The 25,822-nt window shown below is 69.5% G+C and carries 23 protein-coding genes; 18 read left to right on the forward strand and 5 right to left on the reverse strand.

All coding sequences use genetic code 11. From position 1 onward, the window contains the following. The first annotated feature begins 37 nt into the window (after positions 1-37). Positions 38-730: a response regulator transcription factor gene (locus CD928_RS15195; RefSeq protein WP_255247186.1), complete on the forward strand. Its 693-nt coding sequence runs from the start codon at positions 38-40 to the stop codon at positions 728-730. Between the two features lie 134 nt (positions 731-864). Here CD928_RS15195 and CD928_RS15200 read toward each other — a convergent pair whose 3' ends face one another. Both CD928_RS15200 and CD928_RS15205 read right to left on the reverse strand, forming a co-directional pair. Beyond that, positions 865-1,914, reverse strand: a complete 1,050-nt coding sequence (locus tag CD928_RS15200; protein ID WP_095387911.1) for an ACP S-malonyltransferase — start codon at positions 1,912-1,914, stop codon at positions 865-867. After that, a complete protein-coding gene (locus CD928_RS15205; protein WP_255247187.1) occupies positions 1,911-4,115 on the reverse strand; it encodes an alpha-ketoacid dehydrogenase subunit alpha/beta in 2,205 nt (734 codons plus the stop codon). Before CD928_RS15205 ends, CD928_RS15200 begins: the two co-directional genes overlap by 4 nt. A 162-nt stretch (positions 4,116-4,277) precedes the next feature. Between CD928_RS15205 and CD928_RS15210 the strand changes: the two genes are divergently transcribed. From CD928_RS15210 to CD928_RS15245, 8 genes are read left to right on the forward strand one after another with little or no spacing between them, the layout of a single operon-like run. Next, positions 4,278-4,973, forward strand: coding sequence for a DUF4129 domain-containing protein (locus tag CD928_RS15210; RefSeq protein WP_095387912.1), 696 nt, complete (start codon positions 4,278-4,280; stop codon positions 4,971-4,973). Then, positions 4,970-6,202: a hypothetical protein gene (locus CD928_RS15215; protein ID WP_095387913.1), complete on the forward strand. Its 1,233-nt coding sequence runs from the start codon at positions 4,970-4,972 to the stop codon at positions 6,200-6,202. The genes CD928_RS15210 and CD928_RS15215 overlap by 4 nt, the downstream gene beginning before the upstream one ends. Further along, complete coding sequence (locus CD928_RS15220) at positions 6,192-7,157, forward strand: MoxR family ATPase (protein ID WP_095387914.1); 966 nt, start codon at positions 6,192-6,194, stop codon at positions 7,155-7,157. Before CD928_RS15215 ends, CD928_RS15220 begins: the two co-directional genes overlap by 11 nt. Then, positions 7,154-8,482, forward strand: coding sequence for a DUF58 domain-containing protein (locus tag CD928_RS15225; protein WP_095387915.1), 1,329 nt, complete (start codon positions 7,154-7,156; stop codon positions 8,480-8,482). The genes CD928_RS15220 and CD928_RS15225 overlap by 4 nt, the downstream gene beginning before the upstream one ends. Beyond that, entirely contained in the window at positions 8,482-9,513 is a 1,032-nt protein-coding gene (locus CD928_RS15230; RefSeq protein WP_095387916.1) for a stage II sporulation protein M, read from the forward strand. Before CD928_RS15225 ends, CD928_RS15230 begins: the two co-directional genes overlap by 1 nt. Further along, complete coding sequence (locus CD928_RS15235) at positions 9,510-10,385, forward strand: RDD family protein (protein ID WP_095387917.1); 876 nt, start codon at positions 9,510-9,512, stop codon at positions 10,383-10,385. The genes CD928_RS15230 and CD928_RS15235 overlap by 4 nt, the downstream gene beginning before the upstream one ends. Next, on the forward strand, positions 10,372-11,073 hold the full coding sequence (locus CD928_RS15240; RefSeq protein ID WP_095387918.1) for a nitroreductase: 702 nt from the start codon (positions 10,372-10,374) through the stop codon (positions 11,071-11,073). Before CD928_RS15235 ends, CD928_RS15240 begins: the two co-directional genes overlap by 14 nt. A 14-nt stretch (positions 11,074-11,087) precedes the next feature. Then, positions 11,088-11,591: a hypothetical protein gene (locus tag CD928_RS15245; protein ID WP_141237165.1), complete on the forward strand. Its 504-nt coding sequence runs from the start codon at positions 11,088-11,090 to the stop codon at positions 11,589-11,591. A gap of 33 nt (positions 11,592-11,624) precedes the next feature. Here CD928_RS15245 and CD928_RS15250 read toward each other — a convergent pair whose 3' ends face one another. After that, positions 11,625-12,071 (reverse strand): hypothetical protein, encoded by a 447-nt coding sequence (locus CD928_RS15250; RefSeq protein ID WP_095387920.1) that lies wholly within the window; start codon positions 12,069-12,071, stop codon positions 11,625-11,627. Between the two features lie 107 nt (positions 12,072-12,178). On the opposite strand from CD928_RS15250, the gene gyrB reads away from it, so the two are divergent. Next, positions 12,179-14,725 (forward strand): DNA topoisomerase (ATP-hydrolyzing) subunit B, encoded by a 2,547-nt coding sequence (gene gyrB, locus CD928_RS15255; RefSeq protein ID WP_095388088.1) that lies wholly within the window; start codon positions 12,179-12,181, stop codon positions 14,723-14,725. Positions 14,726-14,830: 105 nt separating this feature from the next. Further along, positions 14,831-15,244, forward strand: a complete 414-nt coding sequence (locus CD928_RS15260) for a septal ring lytic transglycosylase RlpA family protein (RefSeq protein WP_255247188.1) — start codon at positions 14,831-14,833, stop codon at positions 15,242-15,244. A gap of 12 nt (positions 15,245-15,256) precedes the next feature. Here CD928_RS15260 and CD928_RS23430 read toward each other — a convergent pair whose 3' ends face one another. Next, positions 15,257-17,659, reverse strand: coding sequence for a hypothetical protein (locus CD928_RS23430; RefSeq protein WP_176473598.1), 2,403 nt, complete (start codon positions 17,657-17,659; stop codon positions 15,257-15,259). Between the two features lie 68 nt (positions 17,660-17,727). Beyond that, a complete protein-coding gene (locus CD928_RS15270) occupies positions 17,728-18,657 on the reverse strand; it encodes a glutaminase (RefSeq protein WP_095388089.1) in 930 nt (309 codons plus the stop codon). A gap of 245 nt (positions 18,658-18,902) precedes the next feature. On the opposite strand from CD928_RS15270, the gene CD928_RS15275 reads away from it, so the two are divergent. The 7 genes from CD928_RS15275 to pdeM all read left to right on the forward strand — a co-directional run bounded on the left by CD928_RS15275 (position 18,903) and on the right by pdeM (position 25,673). Continuing rightward, positions 18,903-19,376: a VOC family protein gene (locus CD928_RS15275; RefSeq protein WP_095387923.1), complete on the forward strand. Its 474-nt coding sequence runs from the start codon at positions 18,903-18,905 to the stop codon at positions 19,374-19,376. After that, positions 19,373-19,711: a helix-turn-helix transcriptional regulator gene (locus tag CD928_RS15280; RefSeq protein ID WP_095387924.1), complete on the forward strand. Its 339-nt coding sequence runs from the start codon at positions 19,373-19,375 to the stop codon at positions 19,709-19,711. The genes CD928_RS15275 and CD928_RS15280 overlap by 4 nt, the downstream gene beginning before the upstream one ends. After that, positions 19,708-20,178, forward strand: a complete 471-nt coding sequence (locus tag CD928_RS15285) for an SRPBCC domain-containing protein (protein WP_095387925.1) — start codon at positions 19,708-19,710, stop codon at positions 20,176-20,178. Before CD928_RS15280 ends, CD928_RS15285 begins: the two co-directional genes overlap by 4 nt. A 190-nt stretch (positions 20,179-20,368) precedes the next feature. Continuing rightward, positions 20,369-21,052, forward strand: coding sequence for a hypothetical protein (locus CD928_RS15290; RefSeq protein ID WP_255247189.1), 684 nt, complete (start codon positions 20,369-20,371; stop codon positions 21,050-21,052). A 330-nt stretch (positions 21,053-21,382) separates the two neighbouring features. Next, positions 21,383-23,791: a ligase-associated DNA damage response DEXH box helicase gene (locus CD928_RS15295; RefSeq protein ID WP_095387926.1), complete on the forward strand. Its 2,409-nt coding sequence runs from the start codon at positions 21,383-21,385 to the stop codon at positions 23,789-23,791. Between the two features lie 64 nt (positions 23,792-23,855). After that, the gene (locus CD928_RS15300; protein ID WP_095387927.1) at positions 23,856-24,905 is read left to right on the forward strand and encodes a retroviral-like aspartic protease family protein; all 1,050 of its coding nucleotides are present in this window, start codon (positions 23,856-23,858) and stop codon (positions 24,903-24,905) included. 51 nt (positions 24,906-24,956) lie between these two features. Further along, a complete protein-coding gene (pdeM, locus tag CD928_RS15305) occupies positions 24,957-25,673 on the forward strand; it encodes a ligase-associated DNA damage response endonuclease PdeM (RefSeq protein ID WP_095387928.1) in 717 nt (238 codons plus the stop codon). Positions 25,674-25,822: the final 149 nt, after the last annotated feature.

Raw genomic sequence — 25,822 nt, forward strand, 5'->3', positions numbered from 1 at the left:
GCTGGGCCAGGGCGCGCACGCCGCGCAGGATGGCTGGGTGAACAGCCGGGGCGAAATCCACCTGGTCCTGCCGGACCCCATCGAACGCGGCGCCTGTTTTCGGGCGCTGGCCACCGGAACGGCGCGGGTCGTCCGCAGCTTCGCGAGCGCCGCCGATTATGTCGAGGCGGGCGCGGACGCCGACGCGGCGATCCTGCTCTTTCACTGGCGCCAGCCGGGCGATGTCGGCGGGGCCGATCTGCTGGCGCGCGCCGCCGCGAGCGAAGGCGTCCTCGCTTTCGTCGCCGCCGAGCGGCTCGACGTCGCCGAAGCGCGCGCGGTGCTGCGCGGCGGCGCGCATGACCTGTTGCCCGCGCCGCTCGACCCAGGGCGCGTCAAGCGGATGATCGAGGCGGCGCTCGGGGACTGGCACGAACGGCGGCGTGCGTTCGCGGTGACCGCCGAGGCCGAGAGCCGCATCGCGGCGCTGACCCCGCGCGAGCGCGACATATTGGCGGCGATCGCCGCGGGATGCGGCAACAAGGCGATCGCGCGCCGGCTCGACCTCAGCCCGCGCACGGTCGAGGTGCACCGCGCCAACATCATGCGGCGTGCCGGCGCGGCGAATGTCGCCGAACTGTTGCGCCTCGCCTTCCTTGCCGAGCAGGCAAAGGGCGCGGGGGGCGATTCGATCCGATATGGAGGCGGATCGGCGGCTACCGCGGCCGACCGGGCGCTGGGCGGCCTATAAGGGACAGGAACGGCGCACCGCCTTTGAGTTGGTCCCCAGGGGCGCAGCCGTTCACCCGCGCGGGCAACCCCACCTGGCCGCGCATCCCGGGCCGGCAGGGCATGTTCCAACCCTGCCGGCCCTATTTCACCCCTCTATTCCGATACCACGAGCGCGCGTTGTTCGGGGCGCGCCATCGACAAGAGGATCGGGTCGGACGCCTGCCGCGCTGCGAAGTCGGCCTTGCTCGCCAGCCCTTGCCAGCCGATGCCGATCAGCGCCTGCGCGATCGCGCCGCCGAGGGTGTCGCCGGGGCCGGGCAGGACCAGGACGTCGGGAGCATATTCCTTGACCGCAACCTGCACCGAGAGCGCGAAGTCATAGGGCGCGAGGATCTGGTGGCCGAAGCTATAGTCCCAGACATCGGCCGGGTCGCTTGCGAAACGCCGCCAGACATGGCCGCGGCCATCGATCATCGGGATCGCGGGTCGGCCGAACAGCGAGGACGGCAGCTCCGCCTTCGCCTTGTCCGAACTGCCGAACATCAGCGGCGTGTGAAAGGGACCGTGGCCGGCGAGGCGCAGGGGCTCGCGTCCGGGGGTCGGCGGCGCATCGGAGAGAAGTGCGGCGAGCCCTTCCTCATTGCCTGCGAACACGAGCATGCCGGCCAGGTCGATCGACAGCGCGATCGCATGGCCGGGGCGCAAGGCGATATCGCCAACGAGATCGAACAGCTTGTCGCGCAGCCCGGGAACGGGGCGCCAGTCGTCGCCCACGACTTGCAGAAGGATCTGCCCGCCGGGGCCGTGCGTCTGGCTGTTGAGTCCCATCGCATTGCTGATGCGGAACCCGTCCTCGACAGACACCGCGCCGCCGCACGCAAGCGCGCTGTACCAACCCATCGAATTGCCCGCGACCGCGACCACATCGAAAGCGTCACGATCGATGCTGAGGAAATCGAGGATCGTCGCGGTGTAGATCAGCGGCGCGGCGACATCGCCGCGCATGTGCGTCGCGACGCTGAAACGCTCGGCGCCGTCGAGTTCGGTGACGGTCGGTTGGCCCCGGTCGCGGCGTTGCGCGTCGAAATTCGCGATCAGTTCGCCGAAGCGGCGCCCGTGCAGCCGCGCGATGCTGCCGAGTTCGCCCTTGCCATAGGTGCCGCGTCCGGGCGCGACGACGAGGGCGGACTTGCGGGCGCTCATGCGAGAAGCTCCTTCGCGGCAGCCACGATGCCGTCGCGGCTCGGCAAGGTCAGCGTCGCAGCCCTCCCCAGCGGGATGAAGCTGTCGTCGGCGGCGATGCGGGCGACTTTCTTGCCGGGCGTGCGTTCGACGAAGGTTGCCATCAGCGCCTCGCTCTGCGAGCCAGTGATGCGGCATTCGTCGACGATCAGGACGCGCTTTGCGTTGCCGACCGCGGCGATGAGCTTGTCCGCATCGACCGGGCCGAGCCAGCGCAGGTCGATCACCCGCGCCTCGACGCCCTCCTCCGCGAGCAGCTTTTCGGCCTGGCGCGAGAGATAGTAACCATTGCCATAGGTGACGATCGCGAGATCGGTGCCGTCGCCATGGACGCCGACGTCACCGAGCCGGATCGGCGCGCCGTCGCCCGGCGCCTCATAGACGCTGGTCCACAGGCCATCGCCTTCCGCGTGCAGGTCGCGCGTCATGTAGAGCGCAATCGGCTCGACGAAGACAACCACCCGCTGCTCCTCGCGCGCCAGCCGCACGCATTCGCGGAGCATATGGACCGCGTCGCGCCCGTTCGACGGCACCGCGAGGATGACGCCCGGAATGTCGCGGAACACCGCGAGGCTGTTGTCATTGTGGAAATGGCCGCCGAAACCCTTCTGATAGCCGAGCCCCGCGATGCGGATGACCATCGGGTTGGTATATTGGCCGTTCGAAAAGAAGCTGAGCGTCGCCGCCTCGCCGCGGATCTGGTCTTCGGCATTGTGGACATAGGCGAGGAACTGGATCTCGGGCATCGGAAGGAAGCCGTTATGCGCCATGCCGATCGCGAGCCCCAAAATCGCCTGTTCGTCGAGCAGGGTGTTGACGACGCGCGCCGAGCCGAAACGCTGGTGGAGCTTCGCGGTGACGTTGTAGACCCCGCCCTTCGGCCCGACATCCTCGCCCATGACGGCGATTTCCCTGTGCGCGAGCATCAGGTCGGCAAGCGCCCAGGAGAGGAGCCGCGCCATGTGCATCGGCTTGTCCATCTGGCCGGCATCGCTGCCGAACATCGCGGCGCGGTCCTCGGCCGAGGGGCTGTTCGCGCGCACGAGGTCGCGCTTCGGCGGGATCAGGCTCGCCATCACGCCCGCGGGTGTCGTGATCTTCGGCCGCTTTATCGCCGCCTCGGCTTGCCGTGCGAGCGTGGTGCCGATCTCCTCATAGGCGTCGGCGATTTCGGCCGGGGTCATCCAGCCCTGTTCGGCCATCAGCGCCGCGCCGGCCAGCAGCGGATCGCGCGCCTCGTCGGCCTCGATCAGCGCTTTCGGCAGATAGGCGCCCTGCACGTCGGAGCCGGCATGGCCATAGAGGCGGACGGTGGCCATGTGGAGGAACACGGGCTTGCGGGTGCGCCGCGCATGATCGGCCGCCTCCTTCGCCCCGGCATAGGCCGAAACGAGGTCGGTGCCGTCGCACCGGATATAGTGCAGTCCGGCTCGGCGCTCGAACTGCGCCTCGATCCAGCCAGTCGGGGTGCGCGTCGAAATGCCGATGCCATTATCTTCGCAGAGGAAGATCAGCGGCATCGGCGAGCCCTGGAACGCCGACCAGCCCGCGGTGTTGAATGCCCCCTGCGCGGTCGAATGGTTCGCCGACGCGTCGCCGAAGCTCGCCAGCACGACCGCGTCGGCAGGCAGCGGGCAGTCCGTCAATCCTTGCCGCCGCGCGATGCCGATCGAGAAAGCGGCACCGACCGCCTTGGGCAGGTGCGAGGCGATCGTCGAGGTCTGCGGCGGGATCGCCAGCGACTTCGACCCGATCACCTTGTGCCGTCCGCCCGAGATCGGGTCTTCGCTCGACGCCGCGAAGCTCAGCAGCATGTCCCACGTCGGCGTCCCGCCGGGTAACTGCCGCGCGCGGTGAAGCTGGAAGGCGTTCGAGCGGTAATGGAGAAACGCCATGTCGGTGACGCGCAGTGCCGCCGCGACCGCGGCATTGCCCTCGTGCCCCGACGATCCGATCGTGTAGAAGCCCTCGCCGCGCGCCTGCAGATGGCGCGACAGCCGGTCCATCTGGCGGCTGGTGAGCTGCGATAGAAAGATGTCGGTGGCCTCGGCGCGCGGCAGGCCGACGGCTGCGGGGTCGGGCGCGCCGGCGCGCCGGGGCAGCACGCCGTCAGCCAGCGCAGCGAGGAATTTTTCATGTACCGCCTGTGCCGCGTCCACCATCATCCTCCATCCGCCGGGCCGGAAGGTTACATTCGCAACCATCCGGAATCGTGCGCGCGCTAGAACGGGGCAAGTCCGCGCGCAAGCATCTCTTGCCTTGCCGCGCCGCCTCGCGCTACCACTTGTCGCGATGACGAAGCGGGGCGGGGCTATAATTTCAACATGATGTCGCTGTGGATCGCCCAGGCGTCGGCCGAGGCCGCCCCACCGAGCCAGGGGTGGCTGATCGATCCCGAACTCGTCGAGCCCGCCTATAGCCAGACCATTGCGTCCGGCGATATCCAGACGCGCTTTCCCGTTCCGCCGCCGCCCACCGAAACCCCGGCGTGGGTCAAGGCGCTGTTCGAGGCGATCGGCGACTTCTTCCAGTGGAGCGCGCCGGCGCTGAAGCCGACGCTGTGGATCGCGGCGATCCTGCTCGCGCTGTTCCTGCTCTATCGCTTCGTCCCCGCCTTCGCGCGCTGGGTCGACAATCTGCCGTTGATGCGCAGGCGGCCGCCCGAGGCGGAGGACGATGCGCTGGGTCATGCCGAGGCCGGCGCGGCGCGCGCGCTGCTCGCCGAGGCCGACGCGCTCGCCGCGGCGGGGCGCTTCGGCGAGGCGGTGCACCTGCTGCTCTATCGCAGCGTCGAGGATATCGAGGGCCGGCGGCCGGGGCTTGTCCGGCCGGCGATGACTTCGCGCGATCTCGCCGAGGTGCAGGATCTGCCCGCGGTCGCGCGCGGCGCCTTCAGCCGCATCGCGCGCGCGGTCGAGATCAGCCTGTTCGGCGGCCGTTCGATCGATTCGGACGCCTGGACGGCGTGCCGGTCGGCCTATGCCGAGCTGACGGTTCCGAAGAATTGGGCTCGGGCATGACGGGGACGGCGAGCGATCATGGCTTCAATCCGCGGCTGATCGGCGGGGTCGTCGCGGTCGGCATCGTCGCCTTCATCGCGCTATGGGCGCTCATCGCGCTGGGCCCGCAGCTGTCGAGCGGCAACGACGGCGGCGGGCACGCGCTGTCGAAGGGCGCGCCGGGCTATGCCGGGATCGTCGACCTGCTTGAGCGCGCGGGTGCCAATGTCGAGTTGCGACGGCGGGTCGAACCCTATCGCTACGACGATTATACCCAGCTGGGCATCCTGACCCCGACCCACGAGACGCGGCCTGGCGCGATGCGGGAGATACTGGAGGCGCAGGGCGGCGCCCCGACGCTGATCGTGCTACCGAAATGGCAGATGCTGCGGATTCCGGGCCAGAGCGAAAAGCCGGGCTGGACGGGCCCCGGATTTCGCGCGCGCGCGCCGACGCGGCTGTTACCCGCCGACTGGTTCGGCGAGGTCGAGGTGGGCAGCGAATCGGCGCCGCGCGCGCGCGGACGGGGAATGGTCGCGGGGCGTGCGATCGACCTGCCCCTGCCCGCCGATGTCCAGACCATATCGGGGACGGACCTCGACACTTTGGTCGCGGCACCGGGCGGCGGCGCGGTGCTGGCGCGGACGCGCGACCGCGATCTCTACATCCTCGCCGACCCCGACCTCGTCGACAATCTCGCCTTCGCATCGCGCGATACGGCGCGCGCCGGGGCGATGCTGCTCGATGCGATCGGCGAGGACGCCGACGCCGACGGTTTCGCCTTCGACGTGACCTTGAACGGCTTCGGCAGCCAGCGCTCGCTGCTCCGTTTCGCCTTCGTCCCGCCCTTCATCGGCATCACCCTGTGCCTGATCGCCGCGGGGCTGCTCGCGCTGTGGCAGGCGTGGATGCGCTTCGGCCCGGCGTTGACGCCGGGTCGCGCGATCCCGGTATCGAAGGCGGCGCTGATCGCCAACAGCGCCGACCTGATCAAGCAGGCCGGGCGCGAACTCGACGGCGCGGCCCCCTATGTGCTGAACCAGCGCAGCGCGATCGCGCGCCGCCTCCACGCTCCCGCCGGTCTCGACGCCGGAGAGACCGACGCGTGGATCGACCGTCACCTGCCGGCGGATGGCGAGCCGTTTTCGGCGCTCGCGCGGCGATTGCCGCTCGCGCGCAATACCCACGAGTTTCTCGCAGACGCGCAGGCGCTGCACGATATCAGGAAGGATTTGTTGCGTGACGGCTAACAGCATCGAAGGCGTCGCGGCGCTCGGCGCGGCGATCGAGGGCGAGGTCGCCAAGGCGGTGTTCGGGCAGGCGCCGCTGACCCGCATGGTGACGATCGCGCTGCTCGCGGGCGGTCATGTGCTGCTCGAAGGCCCGCCGGGAACCGCGAAGACGCTGCTCGCGCAGGCGTTCGCGCGCGCGGTCGGGCTCGAATTCGGGCGTATCCAGTTCACCCCCGACCTGATGCCCGGCGACATATTGGGGTCGAACCTGTTCAACTTCCAGACGTCGAGCTTCACCCTGACCAAGGGCCCGATCTTCACCGAACTGCTGCTCGCCGACGAGATCAACCGCACCCCGCCCAAGACGCAGGCGGCGCTGCTCGAGGCGATGCAGGAACGCCGCGTGACGATCAATGGCGAACCGCACGTCATGAGCCCGCGCTTTACCGTGCTCGCGACGCAGAACCCGATCGAGCAGCAGGGCGTCTATCCGCTCCCCGAGGCACAGCTCGACCGCTTTCTGTTCAAGCTGGTCGTCGATTATCCCGAAGCCGACGAGGAACGGCGCATCGTCGCCGACCATGGCGGACGCTTCAAGAGCCCGGCGGTCGCCGATTTCGGCGTCGCGCAGGTCGCCGATGCGAAGAAGATCGGCGCCGCGATCGACACGATCGCGACCGTCCGCTTGGCGGACGAGATCGTCGACTATATCGTCCGTCTCGTCCGCGCGACGCGCGAGAGCGCCGACCTCGAATGCGGCGCGAGCCCGCGCGCCGCGACGCTGCTCGCGCGCGCGGCTTGCGCCGCGGCGGCGCTCGACGGGCGCGACTATGTGATCCCCGACGACGTCCAGCGCCTCGCCGCGGGCGTGCTGCGCCACCGCGTCATCCTGTCGGCCGCGGCCGAGATCGAAGGGCGCAGCGTCGAACAGGTCGTCGCCGCGCTGCTCGACCATGAAGAGGTGCCTCGGTGATCTATCCGACCCGCCGGGCCATCTATCTGCTGCTCGCGGGCGCGCCGGTCGCGCTCGCGCTCGGGCTGATCCGGCCCGAGCTGTGGCTGGTCGCGCCCGGCTGGATCGGCTTTCTTCTCGTTTGCCTGTTTCTCGACGCGGTCGCGGGCGCCAGCCCGCGCCAGCTCGCGCTCGACGCGCGCTTTCCGCACCAGGTCGGGGTCGGCGACCCCTTCGACCTGTCGCTCGTCGCCAGCGGTCCCGCCGCGGTGCCGCGCCGCGCCGAAGTCGCGCTCGCGGTCGACGAACGCATCGCGCCGGGCGGCCGCATCGCGGGCGAGATGCGCGCCGCCGGCGACACGGGCACGGCGGGACGGCTGACCGAGACGCTGTCGCTTTCCGCCACCCGTCGCGGCCCGGCGCTGATCGCGGCGCTGTGGATCCGCTGGGCGGGGCCGCTCGGCCTCGTCTGGAAACAGCGCCGCTTTGCGATCGACCGTTCGATCGCCGTCGTCCCCAGCCTGCGCGCAGTGACCGAAGAGGGGCGCCGCCTGTTCCAGCGCAACAGCTGGTTCGGGCTGAGGCAGCAGCGGCTGCGCGGCGAGGGCAGCGAATTTGAGGCGCTCGCCGAATATCAGCCCGGGATGGACCGCCGCGCGATCGACTGGAGCGCCTCGGCGCGCCACGTCAAGCTGCTCGCCAAGGAATATCGGGTCGAGCGCGACAATCGCGTCGTGCTGGCGATCGACGGCGGGCGGACGATGGCCGAGCCCGTCGGCGGCATGCCGCGCGTCGACCGCGCGGTGTCGGCGGCGCTGCTGCTCGCCTATGCGGGATTGAAGCTCGGCGACCGGATCAGCCTCTTCTCCTTCGCCGCCAAGCCGCAGGCGCTGACCCCCGCCTATATGCACACGCAGGATTTCCCGGCGCTGCAGCGCGCCGCGAGCCGGATCGACTATGCGCATGTCGAGAGCAATTTCACCCTCGCGCTGACGACGCTGTCGGCGGCGCTCAACCGCCGCTCGCTGATCATATTGTTCACCGAATTCACCGACGCGACGAGCGCCGACCTGATGATCCGCGCCGCCGGGCGACTGGCGAAGACCCACCGGCTGCTGTTCGTGGTGATCCGCGACGAGGAGCTGGAGGGCGAGGAGCGCCGTCGCCCCGAAAGCGCTGCCGACGTCACCCGCGCGAATGTCGCCGCGGCGATGCTGACGGGCCGCCAGCTCGTCATCGCGCGGCTGCAGCGGCTGGGGGTCGACGTGATCGAGGTGCCGGCCGACGCGATGGGGGCGAGCGTCGTCGAGGCCTATCTGGGGATCAAGCGCGGGGGCAGCCTGTGATGATCGGTTCCGCCCCACCCATCGCCATCGAGACGCCGGCCTTTTCGACCGGCCGCTTTCGCGCCGAGCGCGAGGCCGACTGGATCGCCTTCGACGCGCTGCTCACCCGGCTCGAGAAGAAGGGCGCGAAGGCGCTGTCGAGCGACGAGCTGTTGCAGCTCCCCCTCCTCTATCGCGCCACCCTGTCGTCGCTGTCGATCGCGCGCGCGACGAGCCTCGACAAGGCGCTGCTCGAACATCTCGAGGCGCTATCGATCCGCGGCTATTTCCTGATCTATGGGGTGCGCCAGTCGCGCCTCGACCGGATGAAGCGCTTCTTCCTGCACGACTGGCCCGCGGCGGTGCGGTCGGTGTGGAAGGAAACGGTCGTCATCGCGCTGATCCTGCTGCTCGGCACGCTGACGAGCTGGAGCCTCGTCAGCCATAATCCCGAATGGTATTATAACTTCGTTCCCGAAGAACTGGCGGGTGGACGCGACCCGCGCGCGACCGCGGAATTCCTGCGCGGGACGATCGGCCACGGCAAGGCGGCGGGCGAACAGGAGGGCGCGCTGCACATGTTCGCGACCTATTTGTTCACCCACAACAGCCAGGTGTCGATCATGTCCTTCGCATTGGGGTTCGCCTTCGGCGTGCCGACGATGATGCTCGAATATTATCAGGGCATCAGCCTCGGTGCGATGCTCGCGGTGTTCACCTCCAAGGGGCTCGGTGTCGAGTTTGGCGGCTGGCTGTTCATCCACGGCACGACCGAGCTGTTCGCCGCCGCGCTATCGGGCGCCGCGGGGCTGCGGATCGGGGCCGCGGTGGTCTTTCCCGGCGCGCGCGCGCGGCTCCAGGCGGCCGCCGATGCCGGGCGCACAGCGGGCAAGGTGATGGTGGGGGTGATCATCATGCTCCTCGTCGCCGGATTGCTCGAAGGCTTCGGGCGCCAGCTGATCGCCGACACGCTGCTGCGCTATGCGATCGGTACGCTGATGCTGCTCTTCTGGCTCGGCTATTATTATCTGCCGCGCCGGGGCGGCGCATGACCGCCGCCGCCGCCAACGCCCGCGCGCAGATCGCGCGCCGGAACAAGGTCCGCCAGTTCGTGACCCCAGAGGGCGTCGACCTCGAACTCCGGATCGCGAGCGCCGGGCTGCGGCTCGGCGCGCTGGTCATCGACGTCTGCCTGATCCAGCTCATCCTCGTCGGCTTCACCCTGCTGATGATCTGGGCACTCGGCGCGTCCGAATCGTCGATCGCGATCAGCATCTGGATGCTCGGCGCCTTTCTGCTGCGCACCTTCTGGTTCATCGGCTTCGAGCTGGGGCAGCGCGCAGCGACGCCGGGCAAGAGGCTCGTCGGCATCCGCGTCGTCGCGCGCGACGGCGGGCGGCTGACCGCCGACGCGGTGGTCGCGCGCAACCTGATCCGCGAACTCGAGATATTCCTGCCGCTGACCTTCATGGGGTTCAGCGCCGCCGAGGACACGGCAAGCTGGTGGACGATGCTCGCGGGTTTCGTCTGGTCGCTGACGCTCAGCCTGTTCCTGCTGTTCAACCGCGACCGGATGCGGATGGGCGACCTGATCGCCGGCACCTGGGTCGTGATGGCCGAACGCGTCCGGCTCGACCGCGACATCGCCGCGAGCGCCGAGGCCGTCGCCGGGGCGCTGACCTTCAGCGACGCCGAACTTGCGGTCTACGGCATTTTCGAGCTGCAGGAGCTCGAACGCGTGATCCGCGCCGGCGATGCGCGCACGATGCGCGAGGTCGCCGATACGATCCGCGCGAAGATCGGGCGGCCCGTCGCCGAAGAGGATGACGTATTCCTGCTTTCCTATTATCGCCAACTGAAGGCCCGGCTCGAACGCAAATTGCTGTTCGGCAAGCGCCGCGAGGACAAATATGCCAGCGACTGACACGCTCTCCCTTTCGGTTACCGAATCCCTCCACCGCCGCCGGTCGGTGCGCGCCTTCACCGGCGAGCCGGTCGATCCGGCGGTGCTCGAGGCGGTTTTCGCCGCCGCGCAGCGCGCGCCGTCGGGCGGCAATTTGCAGCCGTGGCAGGCGACGCTCGTCACCGGCGCGCCGTGGCAGGCGGTGAAGGACGCGGTCGCGACGCGCATCGCGATGGGGCGCGAGGGCTATCAGCCCGAATATGACATCTACCCGCGCGGCCTGACCGATCCCTGGGAAAGCCGGCGCTTCGGCGTCGGCGAGGCGCTCTACGCCTCGCTCGGCATCCCGCGCGAGGACAAGTCGGCGCGCCTCGGCCAGTTCATGCAGAATTACCGCGGCTTCGGCGCGCCGGTGATGCTCTTCCTCCATTGCTCGCGCCTCATGGGGCCGCCGCAATGGTCCGACATGGGCATGTGGCTGCAATCGGTGATGCTGCTGCTCGTCGAGCACGGCCTCGCGAGCTGCCCGCAGGAATGCTGGGCGATGTACGGCGCCACGGTGCGCGAGGCGCTGGGACTCGGCGAAGAGCAGATCCTGTTCACCGGGCTCGCGATCGGCCACGCCGATGGGGACGCGGCGGTGAACCAATGGCCGGTGCCGCGCGTTGGGCTCGACGAGGTGATCGATTGGCGGGGATTCGACCAATGACGAGGCGGAAGGCTGTGACCCGATACGCGCTGGCGGCGCCGCTGGTGTTGCTCGCCGCGAGCTGCGCCGCGATCCCGACTCCCGAGGCGCCGCCGCCCGCGCCGCGTCCCGTCGTCACGCCGCCGCCTCCCGCCGCGCCATCGCCCGCGCGGTCGTGGGACGAGCGCGCGCTCGACAATGGCGCGTGGCGCTACGACGCGGGCATCCGCACCGCGAACTTCGTCCAGACCGGCAATCCGAACCCGCTCGTCGCGCTGGCGTGCAGCGGCGGAGCGATCCGCCTTTCCGCCGGGCTCGGCGCGGCGGGTCAGCCGCTCGACGTGATGCTGCGGACCAGCGCGGGGACCGACCGGCTGCGCTTCGACGGGACCGGCACGACGCTGCCGGCGAACGACGGCCGGCTCGACCGCATCGCCTTCAGCCGCGGCCGCTTCGCTCTCGAAGCGAGCAACGGCAGCGCGCTGACCCTGCCGGTGCAGTCGGAGATCGGGCGCGTGATCGAGGATTGCCGGGGATAGGAGCGGACGGCGGCATGCGGGGCTTTTGTGGCTTTAAGCCCCCAGTCGCACGGTTCCACCGCGGATCCAGCCCCAGCGGCAGGGTCCCTGATATTCGCGCGCGCTGGCGACCGAGCGGCCGATGCCGCACATGTCCTTGTCGGTGCCCGGCGCGGCGAACACGATGCCGAACCAGGCATCGTTGTCGGCCGCCTCGCACAGCGACACCGGCGTGCCGCCCGCGAGCTTCGCTTTGACGGCGCGCGTTTCGCCCGGCGCCCAATAGACGTCGGTGCCGCCGTCCTTGACGCGGCTGATGCTCGAGCAGGCGGGGAGCGTCGGTCCCTCGGTGCCGATCATCACCGCGCGCGTCGCGACCGGTTCGCCGCCCGCGACCTTCGCATTGTCGGCGGGCGGCGCGGGCTGCGAGCAGCCGGCGAGCGCGAGCGCCGAAAGGGTGAGGGCGGCGAGGACGGGGCGAAGCGGAAGGGGCGATGTCATGCCGGTGAAACTAGCCGCCGCGAGGCGTGGGCGCAACGCCCCGCGCAAGCGCGCGCAGAGGCGCATTTTCGCTTGGGTTTTGCCGCCCCCGACCCTATATGATGGGCATGACGGACACCCCCGAAAACCAGGCGCCCGAAGGCGGCGCCAAGCAGCCCAATGCCAACGCCTATGGCGCCGATTCGATCAAGGTGCTGAAGGGCCTCGATGCGGTGCGCAAGCGGCCGGGCATGTATATCGGCGACACCGACGACGGGTCGGGCCTGCATCACATGGTGTTCGAAGTGTCGGACAATGCGATCGACGAGGCGCTCGCCGGGCATTGCGACCTCGTGCTGATCACGCTCAACAGCGACGGATCGGTCAGCGTCGAGGACAATGGCCGCGGCATCCCGACCGGTATCCACGCCGAGGAGGGCATTTCGGCGGCCGAGGTCATCATGACCCAGCTCCACGCCGGCGGGAAGTTCGAAAATACGAGCGACGACAACGCCTATAAGGTGTCGGGCGGCCTCCACGGCGTTGGCGTTTCGGTGGTGAACGCGCTGTCGGAATGGCTCGAACTCACGATCTGGCGCGATGGCGAGGAACATTGGATGCGCTTCGAGCATGGCGATTCGGTCGCCCCGCTCGTCGTCCGCGGCCCCGCCCCCGCGGGCAAGAAGGGGACGCGCGTCACCTTTCAGGCGTCGACCGAGACGTTCAAGAATGTCACCGAATTCGACTTCGAAAAGCTCGAGCATCGCTATCGCGAGCTTGCCTTCCTGAACTCGGGCGTCCGCATCAAGCTGGTCGATGCGCGCCATGCCGAGCATGAAACGCACGACCTCTTCTACGAGGGCGGGATCGCGGCGTTCGTCAAATATCTCGACCGCAACAAGAATGCGCTGCTGCCCGATCCGATCGCGATCAGCAGCGAACGCGACGGGATCGGCATCGACGTCGCGCTCGAGTGGAACGACAGCTATTATGAAAATGTCCTCTGCTTCACCAACAACATCCCGCAGCGCGACGGCGGCACCCACCTCGCCGCCTTCCGCGCCGCGCTGACGCGCACCCTCAACGGCTATGGCGAGAAGTCGGGGCTGCTCAAGAAGGAGAAGGTCAGCCTGACCGGCGAGGATATGCGCGAAGGGCTGACCGCGATCGTCTCGGTCAAGCTGCCCGATCCCAAGTTCAGCTCGCAGACCAAGGACAAGCTCGTGTCGTCCGAGGTCCGCCAGCCGCTCGAAAGCCTGATGGCGGACCGGATGACCGAATGGCTCGAGGAAAACCCCTCGCACGCCAAGACGGTGATCCAGAAGGTCGTCGACGCCGCCGCCGCACGCGAAGCCGCGAAGAAGGCGCGCGAGCTGACGCGGCGCAAGGGTGCGATGGACATCGCCAGCCTCCCTGGCAAGCTCGCCGATTGCCAGGAACGTGATCCCAGCAAGTGCGAGCTTTTCCTGGTCGAGGGCGACTCGGCGGGCGGTTCGGCGAAACAGGGCCGCGACCGGCATGTGCAGGCGATCCTGCCCCTGAAGGGCAAGATCTTGAACGTCGAGCGCGCGCGCTTCGACCGCATCATCTCGTCGAAGGAAGTCGGAACGCTGATCCAGGCGCTCGGCACCGGAATCCGCGACGAATTCACGATCGACAAGCTGCGCTATCACAAGATCGTCATCATGACCGACGCCGACGTCGACGGCGCGCATATCCGCACGCTGCTTTTGACCTTCTTCTATCGCCAGATGCCCGAGATCATCGAGAATGGCCATCTCTACATCGCGCAGCCGCCGCTCTACAAAGTCGCGAAGGGGCGGAGCGAGGTCTATCTCAAGGACGATAATGCGCTCGAAAATTATCTGGTCGACGCGGGCATCGATGCGCTGCTGCTCGAAAGCGCGGGCGGCGCGCGCTCGGGGCAGGACCTGCGCGGGCTGATCGACCATGCGCGCCGGCTCCGCGCGCTGATGCGCTATGTGCCACGCACGCTCGATCACGGGCTCGTCGAGGCGCTGGCGCTGACCGGCGCGCTCGACCCGGCGCTCGATACCGCTGGCCGCCTCAGCGCCGCCGCGACCGCCGTGCAGTGGTTGAGCGCGGCTGAGCGTGCGCTGACCGGGGGCAATGAGGCCCAGTGGACCGTCGAGGCGGTCGAGGGCGGCGGCTATACCCTCGAACGCCGCTGGCGCGGGGTGAGCGATCATCATGTCGTCGACGCCGCCTTCCTCGCGAGCCAGGAGGCGCGCCGCCTCCACAAGCTCGCGGGCGAACAGGCCGAAACCTATGCCGGCCCGGCGCGGCTGGTAAAGGCGAGCGGTGCGGCCGCGGTCGAAGCCGAGCCCGCCGAGGAGGATGGCGAGGGCGAGACCGCCGCGGCATCGAGCGCCAAGGCGAACCCGGTGACGCGCCCGTCCGAACTGCTCGACGCGATCTTCGCGCACAGCCGCAAGGGGCTCAGCATCAGCCGCTACAAGGGGCTGGGCGAGATGAACGCCGAGCAATTGTGGGAAACCACGCTCGACCCCGCCAACCGCTCGCTGCTGCGCGTCGAGGCCGAACAGGCCGACGTCGCGCACGAAATCTTCGAGCGATTGATGGGCGACGAGGTCGAGCCGCGGCGCGATTTCATCCAGACCAACGCGCTGTCGGTCGCCAATCTCGACGTCTGATCGCCGAAACGGCTAGGCGCAGTTTCCGCCCAGCGCGGCGCTGACGGCTTGCGGCCCGGCGCGTGCGCTGCTTCATGCCGCCCACCTGACAAGGGGGAGGCTGATTTGCGCCGCTTGATGGTGATGACCCTGCCACTGCTGCTGGCGATTCCGGCGGCAGCGCAAGAGCAACTCCCGCTTCCGGCGGGGGCGCAGGAACAGGATGCCGGCGACGACGGCACCGAAATGGGCAGCGGAATGGCGAGTTATTATGGCGACGAGCTCGCCGGCAACCGCACCGCGAACGGCGAGCGTTTCGACCCCGACGCGCTGACCGCCGCGCATCGCACCCTCGCCTTCGGCAGCCGGGTGCGCGTCACCAACATGGCGAACGGCAAGAGCGTCGTCGTCCGCATCAACGATCGCGGCCCCTTCGGCCGCGGCCGGGTGATCGACGTCAGCCACGCCGCCGCGCGCGAGATCGGCATGCACCGCAGCGGCACCGCGAAGGTCAGCATGACCCTGCTTGACGACGACTGAGCAGCCGGCCGATCAGGTGATCCAGCTGCCGATCGTGTCGATCCGCCAGCGATTGTCCACGAAGCGAAGGCGGAACGTCCCGCCCGTCCAGCCCGCCGACCATTCGACATAGCCTCGGTCGCGCGCGCGGTTGAAGACGATCTTCGGCATGGTGACCGGATGGAAATCGGGGCTCTTGCGCGCCAGTGCGACTAGGTGCCGCTTCGAATAGACGATGATCGGCCGGTCGCTGTCGAGGCAGGCGAAATCGGCGGGGTCGCCGAGCAGGAAGACCGGCCGCGCCGGACCCGATGCCGCCGTCCCCCATTGCGCCATCCGTGCGCCGAGGTCGCTTTGGGCCACGTCGAGCGGCTCGACGAGCGGCGCCACGCGGACGTCGAACAACTTGCCGAGCAGCGCGATCTGCGCGCCCTGCGCCCGGCTCATCGGGCCGCACGCATCCGCTTTCCGCGCCCCGATCAGCATCGGCGCGGCGTCGCCCTTCGCGTCGAGCAGCAGGTGCCGTGCGGCGATATCGCTGAACCCGTCGCCGTCGTTGTCGCGCGCCAGATCGGCGATCGGCAGGCGGAGGTAGAGATCGGCCTGCTTGCGCCGGGTCGCAAGCGCCACGGGGGGATAGGTGATCGACGCCGTGTCGAGCAGCGCGACCTCGACCTCGAGGTCGATCGCGCCGTCGTCGCCGAGCAGCGGCATGCGCGCCTCGGCCGGAACCACATAGGGAAAGCGGTCGGCGAGGCCGGTGTAGAGCGGCGCCTGCCAATGGCGTCCGCCGTCGTCCGACAGATGAACCCAGTAACCGCCGCCCGAGACCTCGCCGACGGGATCGAAATTCTGGGACAGGCTGATCGCCACCGCCCGCGTTCCCGCGCGTTCGAAACGCACCGGCAGAAAATCATCGGGCAGCGGCGCCGCGTCCTTGGGCCAGGCCGACGGCCGGCGCGGCGCCTTGCGCAAAGCGACCGGCAGCGGCTGCGCGGCGAAGGGCGCGGGGTCGGGGTCGATGCTGACCCGCCGCGACGCCGGCGCCTCGGTGTCGGGCGCGCTGTTTCGCGCCACCACCGCGCGCAGCGCCTGTTCCTGGGCGGCGCGTTGCGCGGCAAAGCCCGGCAGCGACAGCGCGGCGAGCTCGACGCCGAGCGCCGTTTTCGTGTCCGCGTCATAATCTTCGCCCGCGATCCCGGTCGCATCGACGACCCTGCGCCGTGCTTCGGCGCAGATGTCGGGAAATTCCGCCGGATCGAACAGCCGGCACGCCAGATCGGGAATCGCGTCGCGGCTGGTGCCCTGGCTCGAGAAGCCCGCTTCGGCCAGCGGATAGGGATCGTCGGCGGGATGGTCGAGGAAGTGGACGAGCATCATCTGGCCGAGCCAGTCGGGATCCTCCTTGTCGCGGCAGGCGAAGCCCGCTTCGCTTTCGGCCGAGGCATCGAGCCGGCAGCGGAGCGCCTTTTCGGCCGCGGCGCGATCGCCGATGCGACCGAGCAGCGCGGCCGCCTCGTCGCGGCGGCCGTCGAGGGCATAGGCCGACGCCAGATGCAGCATGATCGTCCGCGCCTGATCCTCCGCGGCGAAGGTCACCGGCACCCCGTCGACCGTCGCGGTCGCCGCCCCCATCTTTCCGGTCCGCAGCAGGGCACCGACCGGCGCGGGCTGCGAATCGATCAGCGCGACCGCCGCGTCGCTCTGCCCGGTGTCGAACAGCTTGTCGGCATAAAGCAGAACGAGCCGCGCCGCGAGCGCGTCGCGGTCGCTTTCGGCCACCCGCGCCAGCGCTTCGGGTGAAATCAGCCACGCATAAAGCGACAGCGCATCGACCCGCGCCAGCGCGCCATAATGGGCGGCGCGGATCAGCGGCGGGAGAAAGACCTGCCCGTCGAGGGCGCGCGCCGCGCGAAGGAAATGGCTGCCGCACGGCGCGCTGTTCGCGATCAGCCAGGCATCGCGGCGGCGATCGGCGGCGCCCGCCATCAGCGCGTCGAAATCCTCCGCGCGGCACTCGTCGAGGCGGTCGAGCGTGACGGCGGCGGCTTCGACGACGAGCGCGGTTCGCGCCTCCGCGACGAGCGCGAGCGTCCGGCGCCGGATGTCGAGCCTGGCCGCCGCCGCCTGTTTCGTGGGCCGGACGTCGAAACGGATATTGTCGGACACCACCCAGAGCCGCACCAGCTCGGCCATCCGCGCGGCCGAAAGCCCGTAGCGGGGCGCGAGCGCGGCGACCGCGCCGCCGCGATCCTTCGCGACCAGCGCCGCGCGCACGTCGAGATCCCATTGAGTCAGCGGTTGCGGCTCGTAGCTCGAATAGGTGCCGCTCACCAGGAAATCATCGATCTGTGCCGGCGAAAGGCCCAGGCCTGAAGGCGGCGTCGTGCCCCCCAGCATGACGAATGCCGTCACCGCCATTACCAATCGATTCATCTGCCCCCTCCCCCTGTCGAGGCAAATGTTACAGTGTAACATAAAATGTGCAAGACACCGATGAGGGCTCAGTCGAACACCGACCAGCCCGCCGCATAAGCGAAATGTTCGAGCGCGAGCGCGCCGACGAGCGAGGTGCCCGCCTCGGTGAGCCCCGGCGACCAGACCGCGATCGACCCCTGCCCCGGCGCGATGCACAAGATGCCGCCGCCGACCCCGCTCTTGCCCGGCAGGCCGACGCGAAAGGCGAACTCGCCCGAATTGTCGTAATGGCCGCAGAGCATCATGATGGCGTTGATGCGGCGCGCGCGGTGCGGTTCGATCAATTGCTCGCCGGTCAGCGGGTCGCGGCCGTCCATCGCGAGGAACAGCCCCGCGCGCGCGAGCTGGCGGCAGCTCATCGCGATCGCGCATTGGCGGAAATAGACCGACAGCACGGTTTCGACCGGGTGGCGGAGGTTGCCGAACGACGCCATGAAATAAGCGAGGGCGCGGTTGCGCGCGCCGGTTTCGGATTCGGACGCCGCGACCTCGGGGTCGATCGCGACCCCGGCATCGCCGGCGCGGGCGCGGATGAAATCGAGAATCTCGTCGACCGCCGCGTCGGCGCTGCGCGTGTCGATCAGCCGGTCGCTCGTCGCGATCGCGCCCGCGTTGATCAACGGATTGCGCGGGATGCCGCCCTCGCTTTCGAGCTGGACGATCGAGTTGAAGGCGCTGCCCGACGGCTCGCGTCCGACCCCGTCCCACAGCGCGCTGCCGACGCGCCGCAGCGCGAGCGCGAGGGTGAAGACCTTCGACACCGACTGGATCGAGAAGGGCTCGTCGGCGTCGCCGCGCGCATGGACGGTCCCGTCGGGGAGCGCGAGCGCGAAGCCGAAGCGATTCGGATCGACCTTCGCCAGCGCCGGAATATAATCGGCGACGCGCCCCGTCCCGCGGTGGGGAAGCGCCTGCTCATAGGCTTCGGCAACGCAGCGCGCGAGATGGTTGGTCATGACATAGGGGTAACGCAAGATTGCGATGGAATGAAACGCCTTTCCTGTCCGGGGCGACATCCATTCCCCACGTCATGCTGAACTTGTTTCAGCATCTATGACCGACCCTCTCCTCAAACGCCATACGGATCGAAAGGATCGGGCCATGGACCCTGAAACAAGTTCAGGGTGACGAAGATATATTTCCATTTATTGGAAAATATTATATGTAATGGGAATTACCTCACCGATTCGGGAGAAGCAACATGACCGAAGCATCGCGCCCCAAGGGGCTTTCGAGCGCCGTCAGCTATCAGGACAGCAAGGCGGCCTTTCGCTGGCTCGAGGAGGCGTTCGGCTTCGAGCCCCTGTTCGTGCTGCTCGATGCGGGCGGCAACCTCGCGCACAGCGAGATGGGCTATGGCACGTCGGTGGTGATGGTCGGCAACGAATGGTCGGACGATCACAAGAGCCCGAAATCGATCGGTGGCAAGAATACGCAGTCGGTGCACGTCCAGCTCGGCGCGGGCGAGGATATCGACGCGCATTGCGACCGCGCGCGCGCCGCAGGCGCCGAGATCATCGCCGCGCCCGAGACGCAATTCTATGGCGACCGCACCTATCGCGCCAAGGACCCCGAGGGGCATATCTGGACCTTCGGCGTGACGGTCGAGGCGAAGACCGCCGAGGAATGGGACGCCGAGGGCGGCTTCACCACCCAGACGCGGCTCGACGATTGAGCGCCGCGCTCGACCGCACCCTCGCCGCGCTCGCCGACCCGGTGCGGCGGCGCGCGATCGAGCTGCTCGGCGAGCGGCCGCGGAGCGCGGGCGAACTCGCGGGCGCGCTCGGCCTCGCACCCCCGGCGATGAGCCGCCATCTGCGCGCCTTGAAGGCCGGCGGACTGGTCGAGGACGGGCATCCGGCGTTCGACGCGCGGGTCCGCATCTATACGCTCAAGGACGGCGCGACCGACGAGCTCAAGGCCTGGCTCGCCGCGACCGAGGCGCGCTGGGCGCACCAGCTCGCCGCCTTCAAGCGCCACGTCGAAGGCGGCACCGGGGATAGCGCGTGAGCGGCGCGGCCGTGATCGTCGCGCTGCGTGTTGCCGCGACGCCGCTGGCGGCCTTCACCGCCTTCACCCGCGACATCGGCCGCTGGTGGACGAGCCATCCGCTCTTTCCGCTGTCGCCCGCGGGCGACGGCACGCTGCGCTTCGACCCCGAAGGTCCCGGCGGCCGGCTCGTCACGCGCTTCGCCGACGGCGAGGAGTGGGAGATCGGCCGGGTCGCGCATTGGCTGCCCGGCGAACGGCTCGCCTTCGGTTGGCGGCTTCCGAGCTTCGCCGCCGATCAGGCGACCGAGGTCGAGGTGCGGTTCGAGCCGGTCGGCGGCGAGACGCGGGTGACGGTCGAGCATCGCGGCTGGGACGCGATCCCGCAGCGCCATGCGGCGCGGCACGGGTTCGAGCTGATGCTGTTCCAGCGGCGGCTGGGCGAGCATTGGCGAGCGCTGTTGGCGAGGGTCGCAGAGCGGCTTTAGGCGGACCAGCGCGGCACCCTTGCCATCGACCCGGGCGCCCCCTATCCCCGCGCGGATGTCGCCGCCGGGCCTCTTGATCAGCGCTCGCCGCCTCCAGGGACTGCTCCGGCCGGGCGCGACGCCGGCCCATCGCTCCCTCGAACCGGTCGGCATCGGCGCGGGGCGGCGTACGCTTGCGATAGGCCTGGCCTTGCTCATCACGGGCGGCTTGCTGCTCCTGCTCCTCACCTTCGGCCTGGGAGAGCGAAGCGTCAGCAAGGAGGAGCACGTCACGCTCGTGACGCTGGAGGCGGCCGGAGATTCGGAGGCGTCGCCCGAACAAGGCCGCGAGCGACAGCCGGCGGAGGAGCAGCCTGCACCGCCGCGGCCCGAAGCCATCGAACAACCGCCACCGCCGGTCGCCGCGCCGCAGGCCGCGCCGCCGCCGCCGCTGCCGAGCGAGCAACCGCCCGCACAGCCGGTTCCCCAGGCGGTCCTCCGCCCGTCCGACGGGCGGGTCTATGGGCCGCCCAATATCGGAGGATCCGCGTCCCGCGACACCGAGCAGGTGGGCACGGCCCCCAATGGCGAGCCGCTTTATGCCGCCACCTGGTACCGCGAACCGAGCGATGACGAGCTGCGCGGATATCTGTCGACCGCCAGCGGGCCCGGCTGGGGCCTGATCGCCTGCCGCACGGCGCCCGACTATCGCGTCGAGGATTGCGTCGGGCTCGATGAATATCCCTATGGCTCGCAGATCAATCGCGCGGTACTCGCCGCCGCATGGCAATTCAGGGTGCGGCCTCCACGACGCAGCGGACGGCTGCTGGTGGGCAGTTGGGTGCGGATCCGGATCGATTACGGCGTCGGGCGGCGTTCCGGCTCGGGCCGTTAGCCGAGGGTCGGGCAGCGCGGCCGGGACATGATCCCGCAGCTTCATGTGGCGCGGTTTTTGGCGGCGGCTTTGGGGTGGGTAGCGGGCGATCCTCCCTGTCGCGCAGCGATGGGGAGATGGCAGCGGCGTAGCCGCTGACGGAGGGGCCGAGCGCGAGGCGCTCGCTTGCGCTCGCGGCCCCTCCACCATCCTTCGGATGGTCCCCCTCCCCACGGCTTCGCCGCAGGGAGGATCTTATGCCCGCACCCGGCCGCAACCGGTCGCCGCTCCCGCTTTGCCGAAATCAACCCGGGCCTTGCCCGCCGCCGCGCGCGGCGCCACATCTTCGCCATGCCGCTCTCCGCCATCTTCACCGACTGGTTCGCCGCGCGCGGGTGGCGGGTGCGGCGGCATCAGGCCGAAATGCTGGCGGCGGCGGAGCGCGGCGAGCATGCGTTGCTCGTCGCCGCGACGGGCGCGGGCAAGACGCTCGCGGGCTTTCTTCCGAGCCTTGCCGACCTCGCCGAACATCCGTCGGACCGGCTGCACACCCTCTATGTTTCGCCCCTGAAGGCGCTTGCCGCCGACGTCGAACGCAACCTTCTGGGGCCGATCGCCGAGATGGGGCTCGATATCAGCGTCGAGAGCCGCAGCGGCGATACCTCGTCGGACAGGAAGGCGCGGCAGCGCGCGAAGCCGCCGAACATCCTGCTGACCACCCCCGAATCTTTGTCGCTCCTGCTCTCCTATCCCGACAGTTTCGCGATGTTCGCCGATCTGAAGACGGTGGTGATCGACGAAATCCACGCCTTCGCGCCCGGCAAGCGCGGCGACCTGCTGTCCCTCGCGCTGTCGCGGCTTCAGCGACTCGCGCCCGGTCTTCGCCGCGTCGGCCTGTCGGCGACGATCGCCGACCCCGCGCAATATGCCGCGTGGCTGGCGCCCGATGCCGATGCGGGCGCGGTGACGCTGGTCGAGGGCGAGCCCGGCGCCGAGCCCGACATCGCGATCCTGCTGCCCGAGGGCGCGGTGCCGTGGGCGGGGCATTCGGGGCGCTATGCGGTGCATCAGGTGATGGCCGAGATCGCGAAGAACCGCACGACGATCATCTTCTGCAACACGCGCGGGCTCGCCGAGCTGATCTTTCAGGAATTGTGGAAGGTCAACGACCTCAGCTTGCCGATCGCGATCCACCACGGCAGCCTCGACCGCGAGGCGCGCCAGCGTGCCGAGGCCGCGATGGCGGAGGGGCGGCTGCGCGCGCTCGTCGCGACCGCGAGCCTCGACCTCGGGCTCGACTGGGGCGACGTTGACTGCGTGATCCAGATGGGCGCGCCCAAGGGCTCGTCGCGGTTGCTCCAGCGCATCGGGCGCGCCAACCACCGGCTCGACGAGCCGAGCCGCGCGCTGATCGTGCCCGGAAACCGCTTCGAATATCTGGAGGCGCGCGCGGCCCTGGACGCGGTGGAGGCGGGCGAGCGCGACGCCGACCGCTTCCGCCCCGGCGCGCTCGACGTGCTCGCGCAGCATGTGATGGCGCTCGCCTGCGCGGCGCCGTTCCGGGAAGACGAACTGCTTGCCGAAGTCCGCACCGCGGCGCCCTACCGGTGGATCGACGCCGATATTTTCGGCCGCCTGCTCGGCTTCGTGCGCGACGGCGGCTATGCGCTCAAGAGCTACGACCGCTTCCGCCGCCTCGCACCCGACGGGAAAGGGCGGTGGCGCCTTTCGCATCCGCGGCTCGCGGCGCAGCACCGGCTCAACGCCGGGATCATCGTCGAGGCGCCGATGGCGGCGGTGCGCTTCAGGAACGGCCGCCGCCTCGGCCAGGTCGAGGAATATTTCGCGAGCACGCTGACCCCCGGCGACACCTTCGCTTTCGCCGGGCTCAGCCTCGAGGTCGAATCGATCCGCGACACCGACCTGATCGTGCGCGCGACGACGCGCCCGGCGCGCATCCCGAGCTATATGGGCGCGCGCCTCGCCATCTCGACCCGGCTCGCCGACCGGGTGCGGGGTTTCCTCGCCGACCCGGCGAGCTGGCGGCGATTCCCCGAGGACGTCCGCTTCTGGCTCGAGATGCAGGCGCTCCGCTCGGTGCTGCCGCGCCCCGGCGAACTGCTCGTCGAGACCTTTCCGCACGAAGGCCACCACTATATGGTCTGCTATCCCTTCGAGGGGTGGAACGCGCACCAGTCGCTCGGCATGCTGATCACCAAAAGGATGGAGCGGGTGGGGCTGCAGCCGCTCGGCTTCGTCGCGTCCGACTATGCGATCGCCATCTGGTCGCTGCGCCCGGTGACGAACCCCGAAGCGCTGTTCGACGCCGAGATCCTGTCCGACGAGTTCGTCGAATGGGTCGAGCAGTCGCACCTGCTGAAGCGCGCCTTTCGCGAGGTCGCGGTGATCGGCGGGCTGATCGAGCGCCAGCATCCGGGGAAGCGCAAGACAGGCAAGCAGGTGACCTTCTCGACCGACCTGATCTTCGATGTCCTGAGGAAATACGAGCCCGACCATCTGCTGCTCGAAGCCGCCTGGGCCGACGCGCGCGAGCGGCTGACCGACGTCGCTCGGCTCGGCGACCTGCTCGACCGCGCCGCGGGGACGATGGTGCACCGGACGCTCGACCGGATCAGCCCGCTCGCGATTCCGGTGCTGGTGCTGATCGGGCGCGAGAGCGTCGCGGGGGCCGATCTCGACGATGCGCTGCTCGGCGAGCTGGCCGATGCGCTCGCCGACACGGCGATGGGCGGGGATTGAACCCTCGCTTGCCGGGCGGCCCGATCGGGCGTAAACTGCCGGAAAATCAGGAGGGGATGCCGATATGACGCTGATGGCCGTCCGGTCGCCGCTTTGGCCCTTGCTGCTTGCGGCGCCGCTGCTCGCCGGCGCGACGCCGGGACCGGTCGCGCCCGCCCCGCCGCCCGCGCCCGCCGCGGCGCCGGTTCCCGACCCCGCGATGCTGGGCGAGAATCTCGACAATATCGTCCCCTTCGTCCAGCCGTTCGACCTCGATGCGACGCGGCGCATGTCGGTGCAGGTGATGGTCGACGGACAGGGGCCCTTCTCCTTCCTCGTCGACACCGGCGCCGAACGCACCGTCATCGCGCGCGAACTCGCCGACCGCCTGGGGCTCGACCGTAGCGAGCGGTTGCGGCTCGCGACGATCGGCACGTCGGTCGCCGTGGCTCCGAGCTTCCGCGTCGCCTCGCTCGAGATGACCGACCTCCGCCTCAACCCGTTCGACGCGCCGGCCTTTGCCGGACGCCATATCGGCGCGGCGGGGCTGATCGGGGTCGACATGCTCGAAAAGCGCCGGCTGCTGATCGATTTCCGGGGTGAGAAGATGGAGATACTGGCGAGCCGCCGCCACGCGCGGCCGCTGATCCGCGACAAGGATGCGATCGTCGTCACCGCGCGCAACAGCGCCGGCCGCCTGATCCTGTCCGACGCGCGCATCGACGGGCGCCGCATCGACGTCGTCGTCGATACCGGCGCCCAGTCGAGCGTCGGCAATCTCGCGCTGCAGAAGCTGATCGCGGCGCGGCGCCAGAACAGCACCGCCTTCTATCCCGCGGTGCTCGGGGCGGTGACCGGCGAGGATGTGCCGGCGGTGCGAACCGGGATCAAGCGGATCGAGATCGAGGGGATCAACATCAACGACCTGCCGGTTTCCTTCGCCGATTCGAAGGCGTTCGATGCGCTCGGCCTAGGCGACCGCCCGGCGCTGCTGCTGGGGATGGACAGCCTGTCGCTGTTCGACCGCGTCGAGATCGACTTCCCCAACAAGCGCGTCGTGCTCGACATGCCGAGCGGGGCGCGGCGCGAGACCGGGCAACGCTATGCCGCGGCCGGCTGGATGCGCGGGGGGTAGACCCCCGGCGGCGGGCTTGCCGCCGGATGCGCGGCGCGCCATAGCGGCGGCATGCCGCCCGCCCCGAGCCTGTCCTTTGCCGGCCAATCCTTTACCATGCTCGCCGACCGGGCGCTGTTCTGGCCGCGCCACGGCGCGCTGATCGTCGCCGACCTCCATCTCGAAAAGGCGAGCTGGTACGCGGGGCACGGCCAGCCGCTGCCCCCTTATGACAGCCACGACACGCTTGACCGGCTCGCGCGGCTGGCGGCGGAGACCGGCGCGCGCGCGATCTGGTGCCTCGGCGACAGCTTCCACGATCGCGATGCCGCGGCGCGCATCGTCCCCGCGGTCGCGGCGCGGCTCGCGCGGCAGGCCGCGGCGACGCGCCTCGTCTGGATCGCGGGCAATCACGACGGCCTCTCGGGCGGCGCCTGGGGCGGCGAGGTCGCCGAGGAGATGGTCGTCGACGGCATCGTGCTGCGCCACCAGTGCCGCGCGGCCGAGACGCGCCCGGAAATATCGGGGCATTTCCACCCGAAGCTCCGCCTGACCCTGCGCGGCCGCGGCGTGTCGCGCCCCTGCTTCGCGGGCGACGCGCAGCGGCTGATCCTCCCGGCCTTCGGCAGCCTCACCGGCGGGCTCGACGTCGCGGACGCGGCCATCGCGGCGAATTTTTCCGGGCCTTACCGGGCGATGCTGGTCGCCGGAGGGCGGCTGCTGCGTTTCGCCTGCGCCAGCCCCGAACGCGATGACGCTACGGCACGCCGGATTCGCGCGAAAATCTGATCCCGCAGCCGGGAAATGCGGGTTTTCGGCCCTGTGGCCCAATTGCATCACTCCGCGCAAACAATCATCGAATCACGCCGCGTTCGCTGGAACGGCGGCGCAGTTTGGGTATGTTTCGAGGCGCAACGAAAAAATGAAATATTGAGAGG

Source organism: Sphingopyxis sp. GW247-27LB (assembly GCF_002277025.1).
In the GTDB taxonomy this organism is placed as follows: Bacteria; Pseudomonadota; Alphaproteobacteria; order Sphingomonadales; family Sphingomonadaceae; genus Sphingopyxis.

What these genes read in the sequence shown, in the direction of transcription:
- CD928_RS15200 (WP_095387911.1), bottom strand. Translation starts at nt 1,914, where the DNA reads ATGAGCGCCCGCAAGTCCGCCCTCGTCGTCGCGCCCGGACGCGGCACC.
- CD928_RS15205 (WP_255247187.1), bottom strand. Translation starts at nt 4,115, where the DNA reads ATGGTGGACGCGGCACAGGCGGTACATGAAAAATTCCTCGCTGCGCTG.
- CD928_RS15210 (WP_095387912.1), top strand. Translation starts at nt 4,278, where the DNA reads ATGATGTCGCTGTGGATCGCCCAGGCGTCGGCCGAGGCCGCCCCACCG.
- CD928_RS15215 (WP_095387913.1), top strand. Translation starts at nt 4,970, where the DNA reads ATGACGGGGACGGCGAGCGATCATGGCTTCAATCCGCGGCTGATCGGC.
- CD928_RS15230 (WP_095387916.1), top strand. Translation starts at nt 8,482, where the DNA reads ATGATCGGTTCCGCCCCACCCATCGCCATCGAGACGCCGGCCTTTTCG.
- CD928_RS15235 (WP_095387917.1), top strand. Translation starts at nt 9,510, where the DNA reads ATGACCGCCGCCGCCGCCAACGCCCGCGCGCAGATCGCGCGCCGGAAC.
- CD928_RS15240 (WP_095387918.1), top strand. Translation starts at nt 10,372, where the DNA reads ATGCCAGCGACTGACACGCTCTCCCTTTCGGTTACCGAATCCCTCCAC.
- CD928_RS15250 (WP_095387920.1), bottom strand. Translation starts at nt 12,071, where the DNA reads ATGACATCGCCCCTTCCGCTTCGCCCCGTCCTCGCCGCCCTCACCCTT.
- gyrB (WP_095388088.1), top strand. Translation starts at nt 12,179, where the DNA reads ATGACGGACACCCCCGAAAACCAGGCGCCCGAAGGCGGCGCCAAGCAG.
- CD928_RS23430 (WP_176473598.1), bottom strand. Translation starts at nt 17,659, where the DNA reads ATGAATCGATTGGTAATGGCGGTGACGGCATTCGTCATGCTGGGGGGC.
- CD928_RS15270 (WP_095388089.1), bottom strand. Translation starts at nt 18,657, where the DNA reads ATGACCAACCATCTCGCGCGCTGCGTTGCCGAAGCCTATGAGCAGGCG.
- CD928_RS15275 (WP_095387923.1), top strand. Translation starts at nt 18,903, where the DNA reads ATGACCGAAGCATCGCGCCCCAAGGGGCTTTCGAGCGCCGTCAGCTAT.
- CD928_RS15295 (WP_095387926.1), top strand. Translation starts at nt 21,383, where the DNA reads ATGCCGCTCTCCGCCATCTTCACCGACTGGTTCGCCGCGCGCGGGTGG.
- CD928_RS15300 (WP_095387927.1), top strand. Translation starts at nt 23,856, where the DNA reads ATGACGCTGATGGCCGTCCGGTCGCCGCTTTGGCCCTTGCTGCTTGCG.
- pdeM (WP_095387928.1), top strand. Translation starts at nt 24,957, where the DNA reads ATGCCGCCCGCCCCGAGCCTGTCCTTTGCCGGCCAATCCTTTACCATG.